General features: G+C 42.7%; 12 protein-coding genes and 1 pseudogene. 10 read left to right on the forward strand and 3 right to left on the reverse strand.

Annotation, left to right across the window (positions count from 1 at the left end; translation table 11 throughout):
* The first annotated feature begins 364 nt into the window (after positions 1-364).
* The 5 genes and pseudogenes from ACTQ9S_RS01980 (at position 365) to ACTQ9S_RS02000 (ending at position 7,453) form a co-directional block, all read left to right on the forward strand.
* The gene (locus ACTQ9S_RS01980) at positions 365-1,984 is read left to right on the forward strand and encodes a DUF389 domain-containing protein (protein ID WP_440453510.1); all 1,620 of its coding nucleotides are present in this window, start codon (positions 365-367) and stop codon (positions 1,982-1,984) included.
* Between the two features lie 180 nt (positions 1,985-2,164).
* Complete coding sequence (gene alaS, locus ACTQ9S_RS01985; protein WP_440453512.1) at positions 2,165-4,837, forward strand: alanine--tRNA ligase; 2,673 nt, start codon at positions 2,165-2,167, stop codon at positions 4,835-4,837.
* A gap of 285 nt (positions 4,838-5,122) precedes the next feature.
* The gene (locus ACTQ9S_RS01990; protein ID WP_440453514.1) at positions 5,123-6,409 is read left to right on the forward strand and encodes an aspartate kinase; all 1,287 of its coding nucleotides are present in this window, start codon (positions 5,123-5,125) and stop codon (positions 6,407-6,409) included.
* Positions 6,410-6,805: 396 nt separating this feature from the next.
* Positions 6,806-6,973: pseudogene (gene csrA / locus ACTQ9S_RS01995) on the forward strand (carbon storage regulator CsrA); the annotation flags it as partial.
* Between the two features lie 105 nt (positions 6,974-7,078).
* A complete protein-coding gene (locus ACTQ9S_RS02000; protein WP_068036230.1) occupies positions 7,079-7,453 on the forward strand; it encodes a HopJ type III effector protein in 375 nt (124 codons plus the stop codon).
* Between the two features lie 127 nt (positions 7,454-7,580).
* Here the strand turns inward: ACTQ9S_RS02000 and ACTQ9S_RS02005 are convergent, their stop codons facing one another.
* Both ACTQ9S_RS02005 and ACTQ9S_RS02010 read right to left on the reverse strand, forming a co-directional pair.
* Complete coding sequence (locus ACTQ9S_RS02005) at positions 7,581-7,892, reverse strand: YeaC family protein (protein ID WP_068036232.1); 312 nt, start codon at positions 7,890-7,892, stop codon at positions 7,581-7,583.
* Positions 7,893-7,927: 35 nt separating this feature from the next.
* On the reverse strand, positions 7,928-8,932 hold the full coding sequence (locus ACTQ9S_RS02010; protein ID WP_227514040.1) for an NAD(+) kinase: 1,005 nt from the start codon (positions 8,930-8,932) through the stop codon (positions 7,928-7,930).
* 343 nt (positions 8,933-9,275) lie between these two features.
* On the opposite strand from ACTQ9S_RS02010, the gene ACTQ9S_RS02015 reads away from it, so the two are divergent.
* Positions 9,276-9,998, forward strand: coding sequence for a Bax inhibitor-1/YccA family protein (locus ACTQ9S_RS02015; RefSeq protein ID WP_068036241.1), 723 nt, complete (start codon positions 9,276-9,278; stop codon positions 9,996-9,998).
* 124 nt (positions 9,999-10,122) lie between these two features.
* Here the strand turns inward: ACTQ9S_RS02015 and ACTQ9S_RS02020 are convergent, their stop codons facing one another.
* Positions 10,123-12,963: a heavy metal translocating P-type ATPase gene (locus ACTQ9S_RS02020; RefSeq protein WP_440453516.1), complete on the reverse strand. Its 2,841-nt coding sequence runs from the start codon at positions 12,961-12,963 to the stop codon at positions 10,123-10,125.
* Between the two features lie 503 nt (positions 12,964-13,466).
* On the opposite strand from ACTQ9S_RS02020, the gene mrcB reads away from it, so the two are divergent.
* The 4 genes from mrcB (at position 13,467) to ACTQ9S_RS02040 (ending at position 19,321) form a co-directional block, all read left to right on the forward strand.
* Positions 13,467-15,947 (forward strand): penicillin-binding protein 1B, encoded by a 2,481-nt coding sequence (gene mrcB / locus ACTQ9S_RS02025; protein ID WP_068036245.1) that lies wholly within the window; start codon positions 13,467-13,469, stop codon positions 15,945-15,947.
* A gap of 65 nt (positions 15,948-16,012) precedes the next feature.
* Positions 16,013-16,852: a tetratricopeptide repeat protein gene (locus ACTQ9S_RS02030; RefSeq protein ID WP_350656522.1), complete on the forward strand. Its 840-nt coding sequence runs from the start codon at positions 16,013-16,015 to the stop codon at positions 16,850-16,852.
* A gap of 144 nt (positions 16,853-16,996) precedes the next feature.
* Positions 16,997-17,923 (forward strand): 50S ribosomal protein L11 methyltransferase, encoded by a 927-nt coding sequence (prmA, locus tag ACTQ9S_RS02035; RefSeq protein ID WP_350656523.1) that lies wholly within the window; start codon positions 16,997-16,999, stop codon positions 17,921-17,923.
* 201 nt (positions 17,924-18,124) lie between these two features.
* Positions 18,125-19,321, forward strand: a complete 1,197-nt coding sequence (locus tag ACTQ9S_RS02040; RefSeq protein ID WP_440453517.1) for a DUF3426 domain-containing protein — start codon at positions 18,125-18,127, stop codon at positions 19,319-19,321.
* Positions 19,322-19,520: the final 199 nt, after the last annotated feature.

Here is a 19,520-nt window from a genome sequence, read left to right on the forward strand (position 1 = left end):
TAATACCTTTATACGCTAAATCCACAATAATAGTAAGCTTTTCCTTTGGACTCATAGTCCATAGACATCAGCTGACTTAAGCTTAAAACCGTGTTAATATCAGGGAGTTATCTATCGACTTATAAAACTTAATACAGTTCTTATTAAACGCTCCTTACCTACTCGATCCCAGTGTTTGTTATTGCTCATTTTCTTTTCACCTCTACATCTAACCTGCAATTTCTATGGTTACGGTTGATCATAAATCCAGTCAAATTATATTTCTCATAATGATGTTATTTGCTTATAAAAAATTTATACGTTTCTTATGTTTTATCATTACAATAGGAACTCTTTTTTCTTTGACTTATAAAGCCATATTGTTATGACCTCACCTGCCAATGATTCCTCTCCTTCTTTGCCTCCCGAAAAAGACTTGTCCGACTTTGAAAAAGAAGCTAAAGCTGCTGCGCGAAAACAGCAGGATACATTGAACGATGACGTTGATCATTCAGATGAACATGACCTAGATGATGCACATAAAGCAGAAGAAGGTGCGCAGCACCCTGAACCTAAAATAACTATGACCTCGCCAAGTCCAGATGTGGTCATTGCAACTGTAGAAAATTCCATACCTGAATCGGCGGAAGCGGAAGCTAGCGACAGTAAGTCTTATGAAAATTACAACAGTGATAATATAGAAGACAACCAGCACACCATTGATGAATCAAACAATAATTCTCAAGCGCAAACACTTTCTACAACCCCAGTAGACTCAAATGATGACTCATCCAAACCTGCATCAGAGCCAGTGCTGAATAATATTGATAACGATGTTGACTCGGACGAAGAAGATCAGACTGAATCGGAAGACGAGCCAACAGATGAAGACGAAGTTCATGAGGTCAAAAAAGAAAAAGAAGCCAAGCTTGAGTCTTACAAGCAGTTTATAGCGGAACAATTTAGCAATCAAAAAGTAGATTATCCAAAAGTACGGCTCACCATCGAAGCCAATGCGCTACCCAGCAAAATGTATTTTGTAATGAATACCCTCTCCGCTATCATTGCTAGTTATGGACTGATAACCAATTCAGCAGCAGTCGTTATTGGAGCGATGTTGGTCGCTATGATGCTGGGGCCTATTACCGGAGCTGCATTAGCGATTATTGACTATCGTATGCCATTACTACGCAGGTCGCTGGTTACCGTTGCTGCTGGGGTATCTTTAGTCATATTGGTAGGTTTCATAGTCGGATATATACATCAAGGTCAACCGCTATCCTCTGAGATATTGTCGCGTACGCAGCCTACTTCAATGGACTTAATGATTGCGCTGGCTGGCGGTACCGCTGGTGCTTATGCAATGGTTTCACCGCACCTGTCCGTAGCGGTGGTTGGCGTTGCTGTTGCAACCGCGTTAGTGCCGCCACTTGCTGCAAGTGGCATCTTATTTGCCAATGGTGAGATGACATTAGGTCTCGGTGCCGCTTTACTTGCTTTGACCAACATTATTGCCATTCAATTTACCAATGCGATGGTACTTTGGTTTTTAGGCTTTCGCCGTTTAGTCGCTGATGACTATAAATCAAGCACTTACCTAACTTTCTTTCGCCGTAATGCCGTTGCGTTAGTATTATTGGTCGGGTTAGGTGTTTATTTGACGATTAACTTAAACATCAGTGCCAAACAACAAACTTTTGAAAACAACGTAAAGGGCGCTATTAATACCTATTTTATGGATAAAGGTAACGTACTGACCAATACCCAATTCGAAAAAGTTGGTGGCTATCAGACTGTTCGTGCCGTTATTCGTGGTGAAAAAAGCCCAACCTCATATGATGTGCAGAAGATTGAAACGGTTATCACCCAAGATATGGCGGATAATTTTCCTGATTATCTACCCATTAAGCTACAACTTCGTTATCTCCCTGTACAAGTGATTGAATCCGACCCTTTGATTCAAAATCAGCTTGATCAGACTGATGCAGCAATTTTAACGAATTAGTATTAGGGCTAAACCTTCCAATACTTATAAGGGCAACATACAGGTGTGACCGTCGTTTACCAAGAGCCTACTTGTGAATCTTCAACACACCTCAGGCGTTTGTGCTAAAATCGCTTGCAAAATTATTTCCTTTATTTTGTCCTTTTTTACTTTATCTCTATTCGTCAGTAAGGAGCCGCTGTGAGCCAACCATTTCGCTCAGCCGATATTCGTCAAGCTTTTATAGATTTTTTTATAAGCAAGCAGCATACCGCTGTACCTTCATCGAGCCTTATTCCGCATAATGATCCGACATTGTTATTTACCAATGCGGGCATGAACCAGTTTAAAGAGACGTTTTTGGGCATGGAACCACGTGACTATACACGCGCGGTAACTTCACAAAAATGTGTACGTGCAGGCGGTAAGCATAACGATTTGGATAACGTCGGCTACACCGCGCGCCATCATACATTTTTTGAGATGCTGGGCAATTTCTCCTTTGGTGACTATTTTAAACAAGCAGGTATCGCTTATATCTGGGAGTTTTTGACATCCGATGAATGGTTGGCTATCGATAAAGATCGCCTATATGTGACCATTTACGAAACTGATGACGAAGCCTTTAACATCTGGAATAAAGACATTGGCATCCCTGCCGAGCGTATCATTCGCATTGGTGATAATAAAGGCGCACCTTACGCGTCCGATAACTTTTGGACGATGGGTGATACTGGCCCTTGTGGCCCTTGTACCGAAGTCTTTTATGACCATGGTGCGGATATTGAAGGCGGTTTGCCTGGCACTCCTGAAGAAGATGGCGACCGCTATATCGAGATTTGGAACTGCGTGTTTATGCAGTTTAATCGCCAAAAAGACGGCACTATGCTGCCACTGCCTGCACCTAGTGTCGATACTGGTATGGGGCTTGAGCGCATTAGCGCCATCATGCAAGGCGTCCACGGTAACTATGAGATTGATTTATTCGTTCATTTGATGGATGCCGCTGCTGAGATTTTAGATATTGAAAATGAGCAGCAGTCGTCGCTTAAAGTCATTGCGGATCATATCCGTGCGGTCGCATTTTTAATTGCTGACGGTGTCATGCCAAGTAATGAAGGGCGCGGCTATGTGCTACGCCGTGTCATTCGCCGAGCTGTGCGCCATGGTAATAAGCTTGGCGCCGATAGCGATTTCTTCTATAAGATGGTCGCGCCACTCGTAGCTGAAATGGGCACTGCTTATCCTGAGCTAAAAGATAAGCAAAGCGTTATTGAAAACGCGATTCAAAAAGAAGAAGCGCAGTTTGCCAAGACACTGGCACAAGGTTTACGTTTACTTGCCAGCGAGCTTGAGAACCTGAAGGACGGCGACATCCTCTCTGGTGAGGCCGCATTTAAGCTCTATGACACTTATGGCTTCCCACTAGACTTGACCGCTGACATCACTCGAGAGCGCGGCATTGCTATTGATGAAGCTGAGTTCGATGAGCATATGCAAGCACAGCGTGAACGCGCACGTGATGCTGGTAAATTCGACGTTGATTATAGTAGTGTCATCCAAGTAGAGAGCCCTACTGAATTTATTGGTTATGAGCAACTACAAGAAGATGACGTCAATGTTATTGCCTTATATCAAGACGGCCAATCTACTGACAACTTAGATGAAGGTATGGAAGGCGTTGTTGTGCTTGACCGCACACCGTTTTATGCTGAAGGTGGTGGTCAGGTTGGTGAGCTGGGCGAAATTCGTACCGCGTCTGGTGTCTTTGAAGTACAAGATACCAAAAAGTCTGGGCAAGCCATCATTCATTATGGTGTCGTGAGCATGGGTACCATTAGTGCGCAGCAAACAGCGGACGCGCAGGTGCTTTCTAGCATTCGTGCAGCTAGTGCTAAAAACCATTCTGCTACCCATTTGCTCCATGCAGCATTGCGCCAAGTGTTGGGAAACGAGGTCACGCAAAAAGGCTCATTGGTATCAAGCGAAGTATTACGTTTTGACTTCTCTTATGACAAGCCAGTTAGCAGCGCTGAGATTACGCGCGTAGAACGCGTAGTCAATGAGCAAATACAAGCTAATGCGCCTGCCTGTATCGAAAACATGCCTATTGATGAAGCTATGAATAAAGGTGCAGTAGCGCTATTCGGTGAGAAATACGGTAGTGACGTTCGTGTTCTAACGATGGGAACAGATAGTATCGTTGATGGTCAGCGTCAGCCCTTCTCTATCGAGCTATGCGGTGGTCTTCATGTGCAGCGTACCGGCGATATTGGCGTGTTTAAAATTACCAGTGAGTCTGGTATTGCTGCAGGTATTCGCCGTATTGAAGCAGTCACAGGTATGGGGGCGATTAAATATATCCAGCAAAGTGATCAGCAGCTGAGCACCTTAGCTGCTAAGCTCAAAGTCAAACGTCCTGAAGTAGCACAGCGCGTACAGACTATGGCCGACAAGCAGCGCGACTTAGAAAAGCAACTTGAGCGTCTACAACAAAAGATGGCTAGCGCCCAAGCAGCAAGTTTACTCGATGACGTGCAGACTATTGCAGGTACACCAGTACTGATTAGCATGTTAGCGGGTATTGATGGTAAGTCAATTCGTCCTTTAATGGATGATATTAAGTCCAAGCTACCAGATAGCGTTATCGTGTTGATTGGCGATAAAGATGGGCAATTGGCGTTATCAGCAAGTGTCGCTAAGTCTGTCACTGCTCGCATCAAAGCAGGTGATATCATTCGTCATCTCGCTGGTGAATTGGGTGGTAAAGGTGGCGGTAAGCCTGACTACGCGCAAGGCGGCGCACCTAAGGCTGATAATACTGCATCAGTAATTGACGCTCTACCAGCTTGGGTTGAGACTCAACTTAGCTAATCCAGTCAGAACTGGGCAATTTATGCGATTGGTTATAACCGTTATAACCAATCGCCATATATCTAATAGCTGCTGTGACTTAATTTTAGCGCGCTAATATGGTATAAAGTATGGCGGTTAACCAACAAGTCAGTCTGCCATTAAAAATAATAGACAGCGGCGCAGTTTTTATAATCCGGCCTAATCATTATTGGCACTAGTCTAGAGCAATATGGATAAATAGACTCAGAACAGATTAATGCTAATAACTCACAGACAGTCATTGACGAATAATAGGTAAATTTTATGGCGTTAATAGTACAGAAATACGGCGGTACGTCGATGGGCAGTATCGACCGTATCAAAAACGTCGCCAAACGTGTCAAACGCTGGCACGATAATGGTCATCAAGTGGTCGTTGTGGTATCTGCCATGAGCGGTGAAACCAACCGTCTTATCGACTTAGCGCGTCAAATCAGTAACCAGCCTGATCCACGTGAATACGACCAAATGGTCTCTACTGGTGAGCAAGTGTCAATCTCACTACTAGCGATGGCAATTAAAGAGCTTGGCGTTGGTGCCCGCTCATTTACTGGCCGCCAAGTGGCGATCAAGACTGATGGCGCGCACAATAAAGCCCGTATCGAAAGCATCGATGATGAAAATATTCGCGAACAGCTAGATGCTGGTAACGTTGTTATCGTTGCAGGCTTTCAAGGTATAGACGAGCATGGCAACGCTACGACCTTAGGGCGTGGCGGCTCTGATACTACGGGCGTCGCCATTGCAGCTGCCTTGGGCGCTGATGAGTGTCAAATCTATACTGATGTCGATGGTGTTTATACCACTGACCCTCGCGTCACCTCAAAAGCCAAAAAGCTTGAAAAAATAACCTTTGAAGAAATGCTTGAGATGGCAAGTCTTGGCTCCAAAATCTTACAGATTCGTTCAGTAGAGTTCGCTGGTAAGTATGGTGTGCCCTTGCGTGTACTATCTAGCTTTGATGAAAATAACGACGGTAGTTTTGACCAAGATTTTCAAGACAATGTCGGCACCCTAATTACGATAGACGAAGGAGATAATATGGAACAGGCAGTTATTTCAGGTATCGCGTTCAACCGAGACGAAGCAAAAATTGTAGTACGCGGTGTACCTGATCATCCTGGTATCGCTTCTGCTATTCTAAGCCCGATTGGTCGCGCTAATATTGAAATCGATATGATTGTACAAAATCTTTCAGATCAAGGCACGACAGATTTTACCTTTACCGTCAATCGCGCTGACTTAGACAAAACTATGAAAGTGCTCAATGATGAGGTTAAAGACGAAATTGGTGCAAAAGAGATATTGGGCAATAGCGAAGTCGTCAAAGTCTCATTAGTTGGTGTTGGCATGCGCTCACACGCAGGTGTTGCTAGCCTCATGTTTCAGACTTTAGCTGAAAACAATATCAACATCCAAATGATATCGACCAGCGAAATCAAAGTATCGGTTCTGATTCAAGATCAGCATTTAGAAAAAGCCGTTAAGTCATTACATACTGCATTTGGTCTTGACCGTGAAGATGGTGAAAGCAAAGTCGCTGGGCTGTAATTGTTATTAAAGACTTTCAAAAGTATAAGTTTGGCTTTAATTATTATTAATTAAGTGGCTATTGATTACTTTCAATAATATTTGAATGAAGAAATAGGGTCTTTTTAGATCCTATTTTTATTTTTTATTATTGCTAGGGTTAGTATTTACCTAATAGTTTTGTGAAAACCCGTGACAGTATCTATTATGCCACCTATAATGGGGGCTCATTTGGGCTAAATGAACCTACCTATCATCATCGCTTGTCGTGTAACACTTTGCGTACAGCATGAGTCACATATATAACTTTACAATTATTGTGAATAAGATTTATGTGCGACGGCGTAGCGATGATCTGCAATTGAGATGTAATGTAATGAGAAATAATTTCTTAATGCGACATAAGGAGTGTGACGCATGCTAATTTTGACACGCCGCGTGGGCGAGACGTTAATGATCGGTGATGAGGTCAGTGTGACTGTCCTAGGTGTTAAAGGCAATCAGGTGCGTATAGGCGTTAATGCACCTAAAGATATTGCTGTACACCGTGAAGAGATTTATCAACGTATCCAGCAGGAGCGTACTGTACAGTCGCAAATGCAGCATCTTGAGCAAGGCAACTTTGCGCCTTCATTCGATGATGAAGACTACTTTAATCGTTAATTTAACCTGCTTTGAGGTCATTTACTTATGAGTATCCGCCAATCAGACGTATCGGCTTTGCTTAATGGTTTGAACAAAAAAGCCATTGGATTTAATGATGTGATCAGTTTTATCGATGATTTTTATCGCTACGCACCAGCGCCATTTGTGAATGGTATGGTGCATAATGAAGCTGGTGAAAACGAAGGTAGTGCTAAAGTTTTTGGCTTTGCTAAGCATCATGGCTTAGACCAACTGGACACGCTAAAGCTGTTCGGCGAGCATTATGAAAAGGTTAAAGCAACGCCAAATGGTACTGATCATGCCAACATACGTAATTTTTTACATTGGGGCTGGCAAGGGTTTTTGATGCAAAAAAATCCGCTTACTTTACGTCCAAACGTAGATACTACTGCGTTATAAGCCATAGTAATTCGTCTGTCTCGTTCTAAATGTGACAACTCATTCCAGAACAGGACAGTCAACATAAAAAAGCCACGCTATCATCATAGCGTGGCTTTTTTATGTTGACTAATTACAGTTATTCGTCTTATTTATTTCGAAATTTGACTGGCTGAATCGCACCTTTAGGGTTAGGCATATTCGGGTAATGATGTTCATGCTCCACATCACACTCAGCACCAACGATTGAACCATCGTCTTTTACTGGTTTGTGTATGAAGCCAGTACGCTCGGCAGGAGGTAGATGTTCATGCTCCCAAACCATCACTGCCTGCATGCAAGTAGCGCGTTGCTCAGCACTCAACTTAGCGCCATCAGGCCATTTTCCCAACTCAATAGCCACACGGAATTTATCAACCACTTCCGGTGTTAAACTTGCTAATATCGTTTCTTTATCCATGTTTCCTACTCTCCACTACTATTATTTAGATGCGCTTATTCATCGTCTATAATATCATCATCACTATCAAGACTGAATTCTTCGGCATGTACGTTCCAGTGCAACTTAGTACGGCAAGCTTCATAAAAGTCAAAACCTGGTGGATGCAGTAAAGTAAGCTTATCTGGATGTTTACGAATATATAGACGCTGCTCTTGCTCCAAGGGCACACTTGCCTTGCCATCAGCACTGACCATTGGCTGCGTACGATTGTCTTCATGAATACGAATACAAACTTCACTATTGCCACTGACCACAATCGGTCTACTTGACAAGGTATGGGGATGCATAGGTACCAAACATATTGCATCCATACTGGGATGAATAATTGGACCACCACCAGACAGCGCATAAGCTGTTGAACCTGTAGGCGTCGCAGCAATCAAACCATCGCTATGCTGGCGATAAACATCTTGACCATCAATTTTCATCTGAAAATCAATCATATGTACCGATTTGCCCGCATGCAACACTATGTCGTTAAGCGCCATGTCTTCATGAATAATATTGCGCCCTTCTCTTATCTCCATGGTCAATAAGAATCTGTGATCCAGCTGATAGTCGCCCATTAGCACTTGGCGCAATTTAAAAGCCGCTTCATTAGGCTTTACATCAGCCAAAAACCCAAGACGACCACGGTTAACACCTAACACAGGTACGCGGTAACGTGCCAGCGCTTCAGCGGCATGCAAAATAGAACCGTCACCACCTACTACGATGACTAAGTCACAAATCTCGCCAATCAAACTACGCTTGACGATTTTAACTTTTTCTATTTCAGATAAATCTAACGTAGGTAGGTTAGACGTTTGTATGTCCATAATTAACGTCAAACCCATCTCATTAATGGTTTGCGCAATTTGTACAAGGCTTTGGGTCACGCTACGTTTTCCAGCTCGACCCATCAGCCCAATACGCCGAAAGGCAGGATTTTTGATGGCGTGAAATAGCTCTGATTCGTGTAGATGCGGCAATCTTGCGGACTGCGCTGAGTTTTCCATAAAACGACTCGGCATAACTGTAAAGTACCAGGCAATGATAGCGATAAATGAGCGCTTAAACTAGCATGTTTTATCAATTATCGTTGTTAACTGTCGTAATCGACCCCACATAATAACTATCGTACGCATTTTTTAGGCGTTTTCGTTTGGCTACTCAACAACACTGTATGTATTAACCGATAAGCAACTCAATAGTTGCATTAGACCTTAGCAGTTGTCGTGCAAACCTTGGCAGTTATCGTGCGAACGTTGTCACGCAAACACAGTTGACAATAATAGCGGTTTTGCTAGAGTAGCTGACATCTGTATTATTTTATTTATATTTTTTATTAAGGATACATGTATGGCCAATCCTATTGTGAGTCGCGCAGAACTTGCAGTCGGCGGTGCTCCGATGACTGTTAAAGGCGTGATACAAAAGACCAGTTTATTGCTTGGGCTATCGGCTATCACTGGTGTGGGATTTTTCTTTTATGCACTAATGGCAGGTCTATCGCAAAGTTTTATTACTATGGCGGCGTTTGGTAGTATGTTCGCCGCTTTTGGTCTAGCCATTTTTATTACCTTTAAACCGCAAAAAGCCAAAACTTTGGCTGTGCCTTATGCGCTGTTAGAAGGTATCTTTTTAGGTGGTATCTCGCTGTTTTTCATGAGAATGTACCCAAGCGTTCCTGTTACCGCTATGTGTGCGACCTTTGTCACCGCTGCAGTAATGCTTGGACTATATCGTTCTGGGCTTGTTAAAGTGACTGAAAAGTTCCGCTCAATAGTAACATCAGCTTTGATTGCCATCATGCTAGTTTACGTTGCGCAGTGGGTTCTTTCTTTAGCGTTTGGTTCAAGCTTACCATTCCTATTTGAAGGTGGCGTTATTGCTATCGGCTTTAGTCTATTTGTGATTGTTATTGCTTCTTTCACTCTTTTATTGGATTTTGACAATATTGAGCGCGGTGTAGCAGCGGGTGTGTCTGAAGACTACGAATGGTTATTCAGCATTGGTATTCTTGCGACTCTAGTATGGATGTACATTGAGTTTATGCGTCTACTAAGCTATCTACAGGACTAATAGAAAGAGCTGTCTAGTAATTATTCTACACAAAAAAACCGCCTTTAATAATAGGCGGTTTTTTTATGGATCAAACTAAACGATCATAGTATAGATAATCATACTTCCTAGAATTAATATCATATTAAGCACGTTTTAGACGCAGTGCATTTAATACTACCAGTAATGAGCTTAGTGACATACCAATAGCAGCAAGCCAAGGCGGTACATAGCCTAAAGCTGCTGGTATTAATACACTACCATTATAAATAAGGGCCCAGCGGAAGTTCTGTTTAATAATACGTTCGGTTTTATTAGCGATACGCTTGGCGGCAGTAATAGCTTCGATTTGACCGTTTAGTATAATGCTGTCGCTAGATACTTGTGCCAAATCTGCCGCACCAGCAATTGAAGTTGAGACATCTGCCGCTGCTAATACGGGCGCATCATTAATGCCATCACCAACCATCAACACTACCGCGCCTTTAGCTTGCATTGCTTGAATGTGATTGACCTTATCAGTTGGAGATAGACCATTATGTGCTGACTGCATTCCTAAACTCTCAGCCATCACTAGCGCCTGCGGACTTGGATCACCCGTAAGCATTACAGACTCGAGACCCAGCCCTTTGAGCGTATCAAGCATCGATTTGGCGCTATCACGCACCTTATCGTTAAAGTAAAAGCATGCCAGCGCTTGCCATACGTTTGAGCCATCTTGCTGACAAGATAACACTACTGCTGAGCTGGCACGATGGGCAACTAAATCAATAACTGGCTCATCAATTAATGTTGTACTTGAATCATTATTGATTCTATCCAAAGCAAAATCTACATGCCCGATTCGGTATAGCACACCATCAATCATCGCTTCTACCCCGCCCGCTGGATAGTGCTGTAAAACTTGAGTAGACGGCAAATGCAACTGATAAGCAGCTGTAAGCAGCGCATGAGCAATAGGATGACGACTGCCTACTTCTAAAGCAGCAGCGATTGCTAATACGTCATCTTTTTGCTCAGCTAGCTCTAAATTGTAAGTTTTATTTTGGCTTACAGAATCTAATAGCTCAATATTTAATAAGTTCGGCTTACCATAAGTGAGTGTGCCCGTTTTATCAAACGCCACATGAGTAATTTCCGCTAAGGTTTGTAGCGTATGCCCACGAGTCGTTAGAAAGCCATAGCTGGCCAAGCGATTGGTCGAGACGGTTAATGCAATTGGAGTGGCTAATGACAGTGCGCAAGGACAAGTCGCTACCAAAACTGCAACGGTTGCCCAAATCGCTTGGCTTGGGTCAACGATGTACCAACCGATAAAAACCAGTGCCGATAACACTAAAATGCGCGCGACAAACCAACGTGCCAGCTTGTCCGCTTGTTGGGCAAGCTTGGGCTTTTCACTCATGGCACGGTTCATAAGCCTATCGATCAAGCCTATTTGACTATCTTGTGGCAGTGCAGTGACCAGCATTTCAAACGGTTGACTGTCGTTTTGTGCGCCGCCAACGATATAGTCACCTTGGGCTTTGACAATCAAGTCACCCTCACCCGTTAGCAAGCTCTGCGAGACTGTTGCTGTTGAGCTGAGCAAAATACCATCACTAATAATTTCAGATCCAGCTTCAACCATAATGATGTCACCCACTTGCAAGCTATGGGCTGTCACCATCTGTTTTTCTTCTGCTTCATCTTTTAGTTTTGAGAGGTCTAGGCGTTGATTGCGTGTCTGCTGCCAGTCTTGCGCAATACGAGTTGTTAACTTATGGACGTTTACGTCTATGCCCTTCATAAAATCGGGCGTAGATTTTGGTATGGCGCTTGATAGGTTTCGATCATCTAACTCGTTAATAGCTTCATTAACAACTAAATCATTGGTCTGAACAATAAAACCTTCGTTTACCTCATTAAGCTCAAGCTCATTTTCCGCTAACATTTTCAACATAAGCGCTGCAGCTTCTTGGTCTTCAGCGACCTTTTGTACCAATACTGGCTCGACTACGACTAAGTCATTGGCCATAGTCGCTGCTTTTAGACGCGCATTATGTTCAATATAACGCCCTGCCAGTAAGAAGAAAATAAACATACTGACCGAATCATAGTACGTCTCCCCTTGCCCTGTAATAGTGGCATAGAGACTGGCAAAGAAAGTGACTATTAAGGCAATACTGACTGGCACATCCATATTGACTTGGCGCGCCCGAACCGCTGACCAAGCTGATGTGAAGAAAGGAATTCCGGCGTAAAAGAACACAGGCGTACTAACAAATAAAGATACCCAACGTAAAAAATCACGCTGAAATATCAACATGTCCCTATATTCACCAAAGTAAATCGCAACGGCATACATCATCGCTTGCATCGAACCTAGTGCAGCAATTCCTAGCCTTAATAACATTTGATTATTATGACGCGCCAGCATAGCCTCATGAGTATCTTGCCGATAAGGCTTTGCTTCATAGCCGATCTCATTAATGACCGCTAAGATACGGCTAATAGGCAGCTTAGTCTCATCCCAAATAACTCGCATGCGCTGATTGGTTAAATTCACCTGACATTTACTGATACCATCTAACTCATCTAGACGCGATTCGATTAGCCAAGTGCAGGCAGCGCAGCGTAGATTATTCACAGATAATTCCGCGACTGACAGGCCATCTTGCGCATAGACAAACTGTGACTTTATCTCATCATGATCGTAGGCTGCAAGGCGAGTCAGCTGGGTTGGCAAGCTTGCTGTACGATTAATTTCTGAGCGGTCAAGGTAATACTGCTCAAGACCCGCTTCTACAATGCTTTGCGCGGCCAATTGGCAACCCATACAGCACATCTCACGTGACTTACCCAATATCTCAGCATAGAATGGTGGCTGCGGTACCGGATCGCCGCAGTGAAAGCAGTGACCAGCGAGTGGCAATACCAAGCCTTCGGTAATAGAATTATCTTCATAAGATGTAGTCGATGATATTGATGACGAGGCACTAGACATAGTCGCGCTTACTTCCTTTAGATAAACTGGCCTTTAATACACTGGCTTTAGATACATTAGCTTTAAATACATTGTGTTGCATTAGTATTGCTTAAGTTAGACCGCGTTTAAGCCTAACAATAAATCAGCCACTACTGGCAAAGTAACAGCTGATAATCCACACAAAAAACACCCTTTCCAAACATATAGACTGTATCCTATATGGCACTTACCAAACGCATTAAAAGGCACAGCCAATGCAATATAAAATGCATAAAGTGCCAAAAGCATTTAGTCTGCTAAATGCAGAGCTTTCACTGCTTTTATTTTTTTCTAAATCATATTGAAACGACTATCACAAAGCTTTATTTAGTTAATTAATATAGTGATATTAGAAGCTATACTTATTATACACCTTCCCAGCTAAACCCTAATGAATCCTTAAGTCGATGATGATAGATTGAAAATTTTGTCAATTTGCGTCATTATGAGGCAGTTTTTTATCCCAATACGGTGCGTTATCAGTGCAAAAATCTAATCTTAAGCTACCACAATCGTCTAAGTCTGCTATTAGTACTCTACCCTCGCAACAGCGCGGTATTGTATTTAGCAGTATCTTATTAATTATTGTCATCGTTGGCATGGTTTTATTGGCGCTGTATTTAGTCAAGCTTGATCGTACTATTACCCAAAAATTTGAAGGCAAGCGCTGGGATATTCCTGCTAAGGTATATTCACAACCACTTGAGCTTTATCAAGGTGCTGCCGTTGATAACGACACCATGAAAAAATGGCTAGAGCTGCTTAATTATCGTAGCAATAAAGCCTATGATCGCACCGGTAGCTTCCATAAATCAGGCAATAACTACTTTATCCATACGCGTGGATTTACCTATAGCGCGAATGATGTTGATAAAGAACAAGTTATCAAAATGACCATTGCGGATAATAAGATTCAGACGATTCAAAGTACTGAACAAAATAAGACTGGTATTATTCGTCTTGAACCTGTGAATATTGGCGGCATTTATCCTGATAGCAATGAAGATCGTATGGTCGTCTCGTTAGATGATGTGCCACAGCCATTGATTGATGCTTTAATCGCTACCGAAGATCGCGGTTTCTATGAACATAAAGGGGTATCCATACGTGGTATCGCTCGCGCCGTACTTAACAATTTCTCTGGCGGCTCTATGCAGGGCGGCTCGACCATCACCCAACAGCTTATCAAGAACTTTTATCTTAACTCTGATCGTACCCTGAAACGTAAAGCCAATGAAGCATTGATGGCAGTGCTGCTAGAGTTGCATTATAGTAAAGATGAAATCCTGCAAACCTATCTGAATGAGATCTATCTGGGTCAAAATGGCAACCGCTCTATCAATGGTTTTGGCTTGGCATCACAATTTTATTTTAATCAACCACTCAATGAGCTACGTTTAGATCAGCAAGCCATGTTAGTAGGTATGGCAAAGGGGCCAAGCGTTTATAATCCACGCCGTCATCCAAACGACTCAAAGGCACGCCGTGATATAGTGCTCAATAACATGCTAGAAATGGGTAGTATTAGTCAAGAGGACTACGATAAAGCGTTAGAAAAACCTCTTGGTGTTGTTGATAAGCCTGTTGAAGGCAAAAGCCAATTTCCAGACTTTTTGGATATCGTAAAGCGTGAACTTAATGAAGTGTACTACTCTGATGACCTCAAAAATGAAGGTCTTACCATCATTAGTACCCTCGACCCTATTGCTCAATTAGCTGCTGATAAAGCTGTTGATAAGAAGCTGGGTGAGCTACGCCGTAATAGTAGTAAGACTAAGGATCTACAAGGAGCATTAGTCAGTGCGAACCCTGAAACGGGCGAGCTGGTCGCAGTAGTTGGTAGTGGTAGTGAGTTTACTGGCTTTAACCGTGCCGTTGATGCTAAGCGTCAAGTTGGTTCGCTGTTAAAACCTGTTATCTATATGACGGCGCTTGAAAGCGGTCGCTATAATTTAGCCAGCTCCGTTGATGACTCACCGATTACAGTCAATCTAGGTGACGGTACTAAATGGAACCCTAAAAATTATGACAATCGCGACCACGGCTATGTGCCGTTAACCACTGCACTGGCTAAATCGTATAACCAAAGTACGGTACGCTTAGGCATGGAATTCGGTATTGATACATTTGCCAAGCAGCTGCGCCGTCTAGGTATTGAAGAAAAAATTCCTGCGTATCCATCCGCATTATTAGGCTCAGTTAACTTAAGTCCAATGGATATGCTTGGCGTTTACCAAGTCTTTGCGACTGGTGGCTTTCGTACTCCTATTCACAGCATTCGTACTGTTATTGATGATCGCGGGCGTATCTTGCAGCGTACTGGTCTTAATACACAGCGTAGTATACCGCCTGAAACCAACTACCTAACTAACTATGCGCTACAACAAGTAGTGAAAGATGGAACCGCTAAACGTGTCCAATCACTTGGTAGCGATTTAAATCTAGCGGGCAAGACAGGTACGACTAATGACTACCGTGACGCCTGGTTTGCAGGCTATAGCGGCAACTACGTAAGCGTTGTCTGGGTTGGACGTGATGACAATAAACCAATCGGACTTAGCGGCGGCACAGGTGCCCTACCAGTATGGGTCGATTATATGAATCGCCTAAAGTTGACACCCGTATCCATGCCAGAACCTGAAGGCATTGAATGGCTGTGGCTTGAAAACAACTCTGGCAAGCTGTCCAATGAACGTTGTGCATCGGCACGATATTTACCAGTAATGTCGGCATACTTACCAGAGGAAGCCAGTAGTTGTGCAATTTCTTTGTACCAGCAAGATCAAGCACGTGATCAGATGCAATGGCAAGATGAGCAAGGCTCGATGAATCAGCAGCGTCAGCGTGAAGGTTTAGATATACCAAATAGTGAGGTAATCAACCCGAATGAGGAAAATGGCGATAATGGTGATACTCAAAGACGTACTGACACTTGGTACGATAGAGCGCTTGAGTGGTTCTAATAAATTGTTTGATTAACTATCAGTTCATACTGTTATTTAAAATTACATAGAATAAGGGGTTTGACATGGCGGCATCTATGCAGCAGCAATACTTGGCAGTACTGAATGACACACACAGAGGATTGGGCAAATTATTACTAGTATCAACTGCGCTCATCGGTACTTTAACGTTAAGTGCTTGTCAGACCGCGCCTTCAGCTCCTAACAGTACCGGTGCAGGCGCAACAACGACTACGATTAATATTCCTCAAGGGTCTATAACTAACCGTAATGATGCCAGTAAAACAGCTGACTACTCTAGTGAGCCTTATACAGCACCCGCTGAAACTACTAGAACGCCAGCAAATCCTCCTTACTCTGAGCCCCAAACCATACCCAGATCTGAGAGCAGTACAACTACCAACAATCCTTTAACCCAGCAAACACCGATAATAGAACAACCAGAAATCATATTTAACGAGCCAGTGTACACCCCACCACGTGATGATTATATGATCTCGCAACCGCCCGCTACACCTTCACATAATGAGCTATTAGAGCAAGCACGTCAGAATTCGCAGCAGCAAAGCCGTAAACCTACTAGCAATCAAAGCAACTTGCCAGCATTTCGTAATCTGATGCAAACAGGCACTAATCAGCTTAAATCAGGTAATTTGACCGCTGCTGAAAACAGTTTTACGCGTGCTCAACGTCTAGCACCTAGATCTTCAGCGGTTTATTTTTACCTGTCACAAGTTGCTCTAAAGAAAGGTCAGCCACGTAAAGCCGAAGCGATGGCACGTCGTGGCCTGACAGTTTCTGAGGATGACAGTCGTCGCCGTGCGTTATGGCAGCTTATCTTAAGATCAGGTCAACAACAGAACAATTCACGCGTTGTACGAGAGGCACAATTAGCTCTTAAGTAGTCATTATCGCAGTTTATTTTCGATGCAACAGACAAAGAAAAACTTGCTAACTGCGTATAATAATGAATGTGTTTATTCTATTTTTTACAAACGATAATTATTTATTTTTCTTCAATTTATTCTAATTTAATTAAGGTTACTTTTATGGCATGGCAACAACTTCACCTACAATGTGAAAAAGCAAACGTCGATCTTGCAGAAGCGCTGTTATTAGAAGCAGGCGCCCTATCTATTGCGTTAGACGATGCAGGTGATCAGCCTTTGTTCGAACCATTACCGGGCGAATCACCCTTATGGGATGAAGTAATACTGACTGGTCTCTTTGATGCTACTACCGAAATTGGGAGTCGACAAGCTGTTGAGCAACTAAGTCATGAGATTGCAGCACAAGTACAGGCCAGTCGCATTTGGCTGAGCGCTGTTGATGATAAAGACTGGGAGCGCGAATGGATGACTCACTATCATCCAATCGAATGCGCTAACGGCTTATGGATCGTTCCAAACTGGTTAACGCCACCTGATGCAGATGCCATTAACATTATTATGGACCCGGGACTTGCCTTTGGAACAGGTTACCATGCCACTACACGCCTATGTTTAGATTGGCTGACTGAACAAGACCTACAAGATAAAGTCGTCATCGATTATGGTTGTGGCTCAGGCATCTTAGGTGTTGGCGCATTGCTATTAGGTGCCAAACATGTCTATGCGGTCGATATCGATCCGCAGGCGGTGCTGGCTACTAACCAAAATGCTGCACGCAATAATGTTGATGAACACTTGCAAGCATTTTTGCCAGAAGATTTCGTGGCCTACTGTGCACAACATGATGTCGTTCCAGTGGATGTTATTGTAGCCAACATTCTAGCCAAGCCCCTCATCGGCTTAGCTCCTTACTTTGCAACTTTAATTGCCTCACAAGGACGCATAGTTCTAGCAGGATTAATTGAGTCACAGACTGAGCAAGTTTCAGAAGCTTACAAGCCTTATTTTGCCCTTGATTCTAAACATGCTTTCACTGCTCAAGAAGATCAGCATTGGCAACGTTTATCAGGAACGTTTACACAGTAGCAATACCTAATAGTTTTGTTTACACACTAGCAACACTTTATTACATCTGTTACGATAGGCAGTCAGTTGAATTTTGCAAACTTAACGCTGCTCCCCTATTGTCTATCGCTATAAAGATGCCTAATAATATCTAAAAAATAAGACAGGTTTTGGTGAGTGGATGCGCGATAGTTACTATCGTATTTCTTTGGACTCAATTACATGACCACGCTCATCAAAACCCAATGTCCTTCTTGCCAAGCCTACTTTAGTTTACCGCAAGCTCAATTAAATGAGTTAAATGCGAAAGCACGCTGTGGACGCTGTCAACAAGTATTTTTAGTAAATGAAAATCTTGTGGTCTCTGGTGATGATCGTTCAAATACCGATAGCAATTTCACCTCTTTTGAAAAAAGCAAAAATAATAATTCTCAGCAGGATAATAATTTTTTATCCTCTGATACTCTTATCTATGATGATATGCCCGTTGACGATATTGAAGAGTCAAACTCAGAATATAACTCGCTAGATGAAATGAGTGCATGGTTTTCTGAGCTGGATACTACAAATCTAGATTCTGAACCAACAGACTCTAAACCAGCCACTACTGTGGATAATCAGTCTAATATCGAGCCTAACGATCAAGATACTTTATTTGAAGAATCAGATTATGTTGTCAACACTAGGCCTCAATATAATATCGGTTCAGTCGCCGCTAATGATATCAATGCTTCTATCGACAATATTAATATGTCCAATGACAACGATAATGCATGGCTTGAAAAACTCCTTGAAGAACAAAACAATGATACAAACACGATAGAGTCTGACACTGATTTATCGCAGCTATTGGCTAGCATGGGCGTACCACTTAGAGATCAAACTCAAATTAGCCCTAAGCAAATAAGCAATGGTCAGTCACGTATCTACCCATCACAATCTCTTGCACAAACTTCTGCCGCTTCGATCCTTTGGGTAGCCGGCTGCTTAGTATTGATAATGCTATTGTTTGCACAATATGTTATTTTTAATCTAGATAACATAGTCAAAAACCCAGCGCATGCAGCACGCTTACAAGCAGTTTGCGCAGTCGCAGCTTGCAGCCTACCTAGTGCTGACATGGCAGCTTTTGATATTACTGATTTGGTTTATAAACCTAGTGATATTATGGATGCTGATGTATTTACTGATATAACAGCCACTTTGGCAAACCAAAGCACAAAGTCCCAGCTCCTACCTAGTCTCAAAGTTAGCATTTATGACAATAACGCTCTAACTGGAGAGTTCATTGCGCTGCCAAAGGACTATCTAGCAAGTAAGCAAAATCTACTATTCGCTGAACAAAACAAATCATTTATGTTTACAGTACCAGTTACCATCAATCATATTAGTAAAGTTACTATCAACCCTATTTATTAAAAAGCTTCATATCTCCAACCTAATACTTATATTAATATTCAGTTGAGCGACTAGTTATCTTTTTGTCTATGACCTTTGTCGTATCACACTTTTTTAAGGACATCACCTTATGGCACACTCCGCTCAATCCTTTGCCAACCGTTTTGCCCAGCATCCTGATTGCCATAACAACTATGATGATCAGGACAGTACTAATCAA

Source organism: Psychrobacter sp. ASPA161_9, assembly GCF_051970275.1.
GTDB lineage: Bacteria > Pseudomonadota > Gammaproteobacteria > Pseudomonadales > Moraxellaceae > Psychrobacter.

Bases quoted from the DNA above. Each gene is read 5' to 3' on its own strand.
- ACTQ9S_RS02000 (WP_068036230.1), top strand. From the start codon at position 7,079: ATGAGTATCCGCCAATCAGACGTATCGGCTTTGCTTAATGGTTTGAAC.
- ACTQ9S_RS01980 (WP_440453510.1), top strand. From the start codon at position 365: ATGACCTCACCTGCCAATGATTCCTCTCCTTCTTTGCCTCCCGAAAAA.
- ACTQ9S_RS02015 (WP_068036241.1), top strand. From the start codon at position 9,276: ATGGCCAATCCTATTGTGAGTCGCGCAGAACTTGCAGTCGGCGGTGCT.
- ACTQ9S_RS02010 (WP_227514040.1), bottom strand. From the start codon at position 8,932: ATGGAAAACTCAGCGCAGTCCGCAAGATTGCCGCATCTACACGAATCA.
- ACTQ9S_RS02020 (WP_440453516.1), bottom strand. From the start codon at position 12,963: ATGTCTAGTGCCTCGTCATCAATATCATCGACTACATCTTATGAAGAT.
- prmA (WP_350656523.1), top strand. From the start codon at position 16,997: ATGGCATGGCAACAACTTCACCTACAATGTGAAAAAGCAAACGTCGAT.
- ACTQ9S_RS01990 (WP_440453514.1), top strand. From the start codon at position 5,123: ATGGCGTTAATAGTACAGAAATACGGCGGTACGTCGATGGGCAGTATC.
- ACTQ9S_RS02005 (WP_068036232.1), bottom strand. From the start codon at position 7,892: ATGGATAAAGAAACGATATTAGCAAGTTTAACACCGGAAGTGGTTGAT.
- ACTQ9S_RS02040 (WP_440453517.1), top strand. From the start codon at position 18,125: ATGACCACGCTCATCAAAACCCAATGTCCTTCTTGCCAAGCCTACTTT.
- ACTQ9S_RS02030 (WP_350656522.1), top strand. From the start codon at position 16,013: ATGGCGGCATCTATGCAGCAGCAATACTTGGCAGTACTGAATGACACA.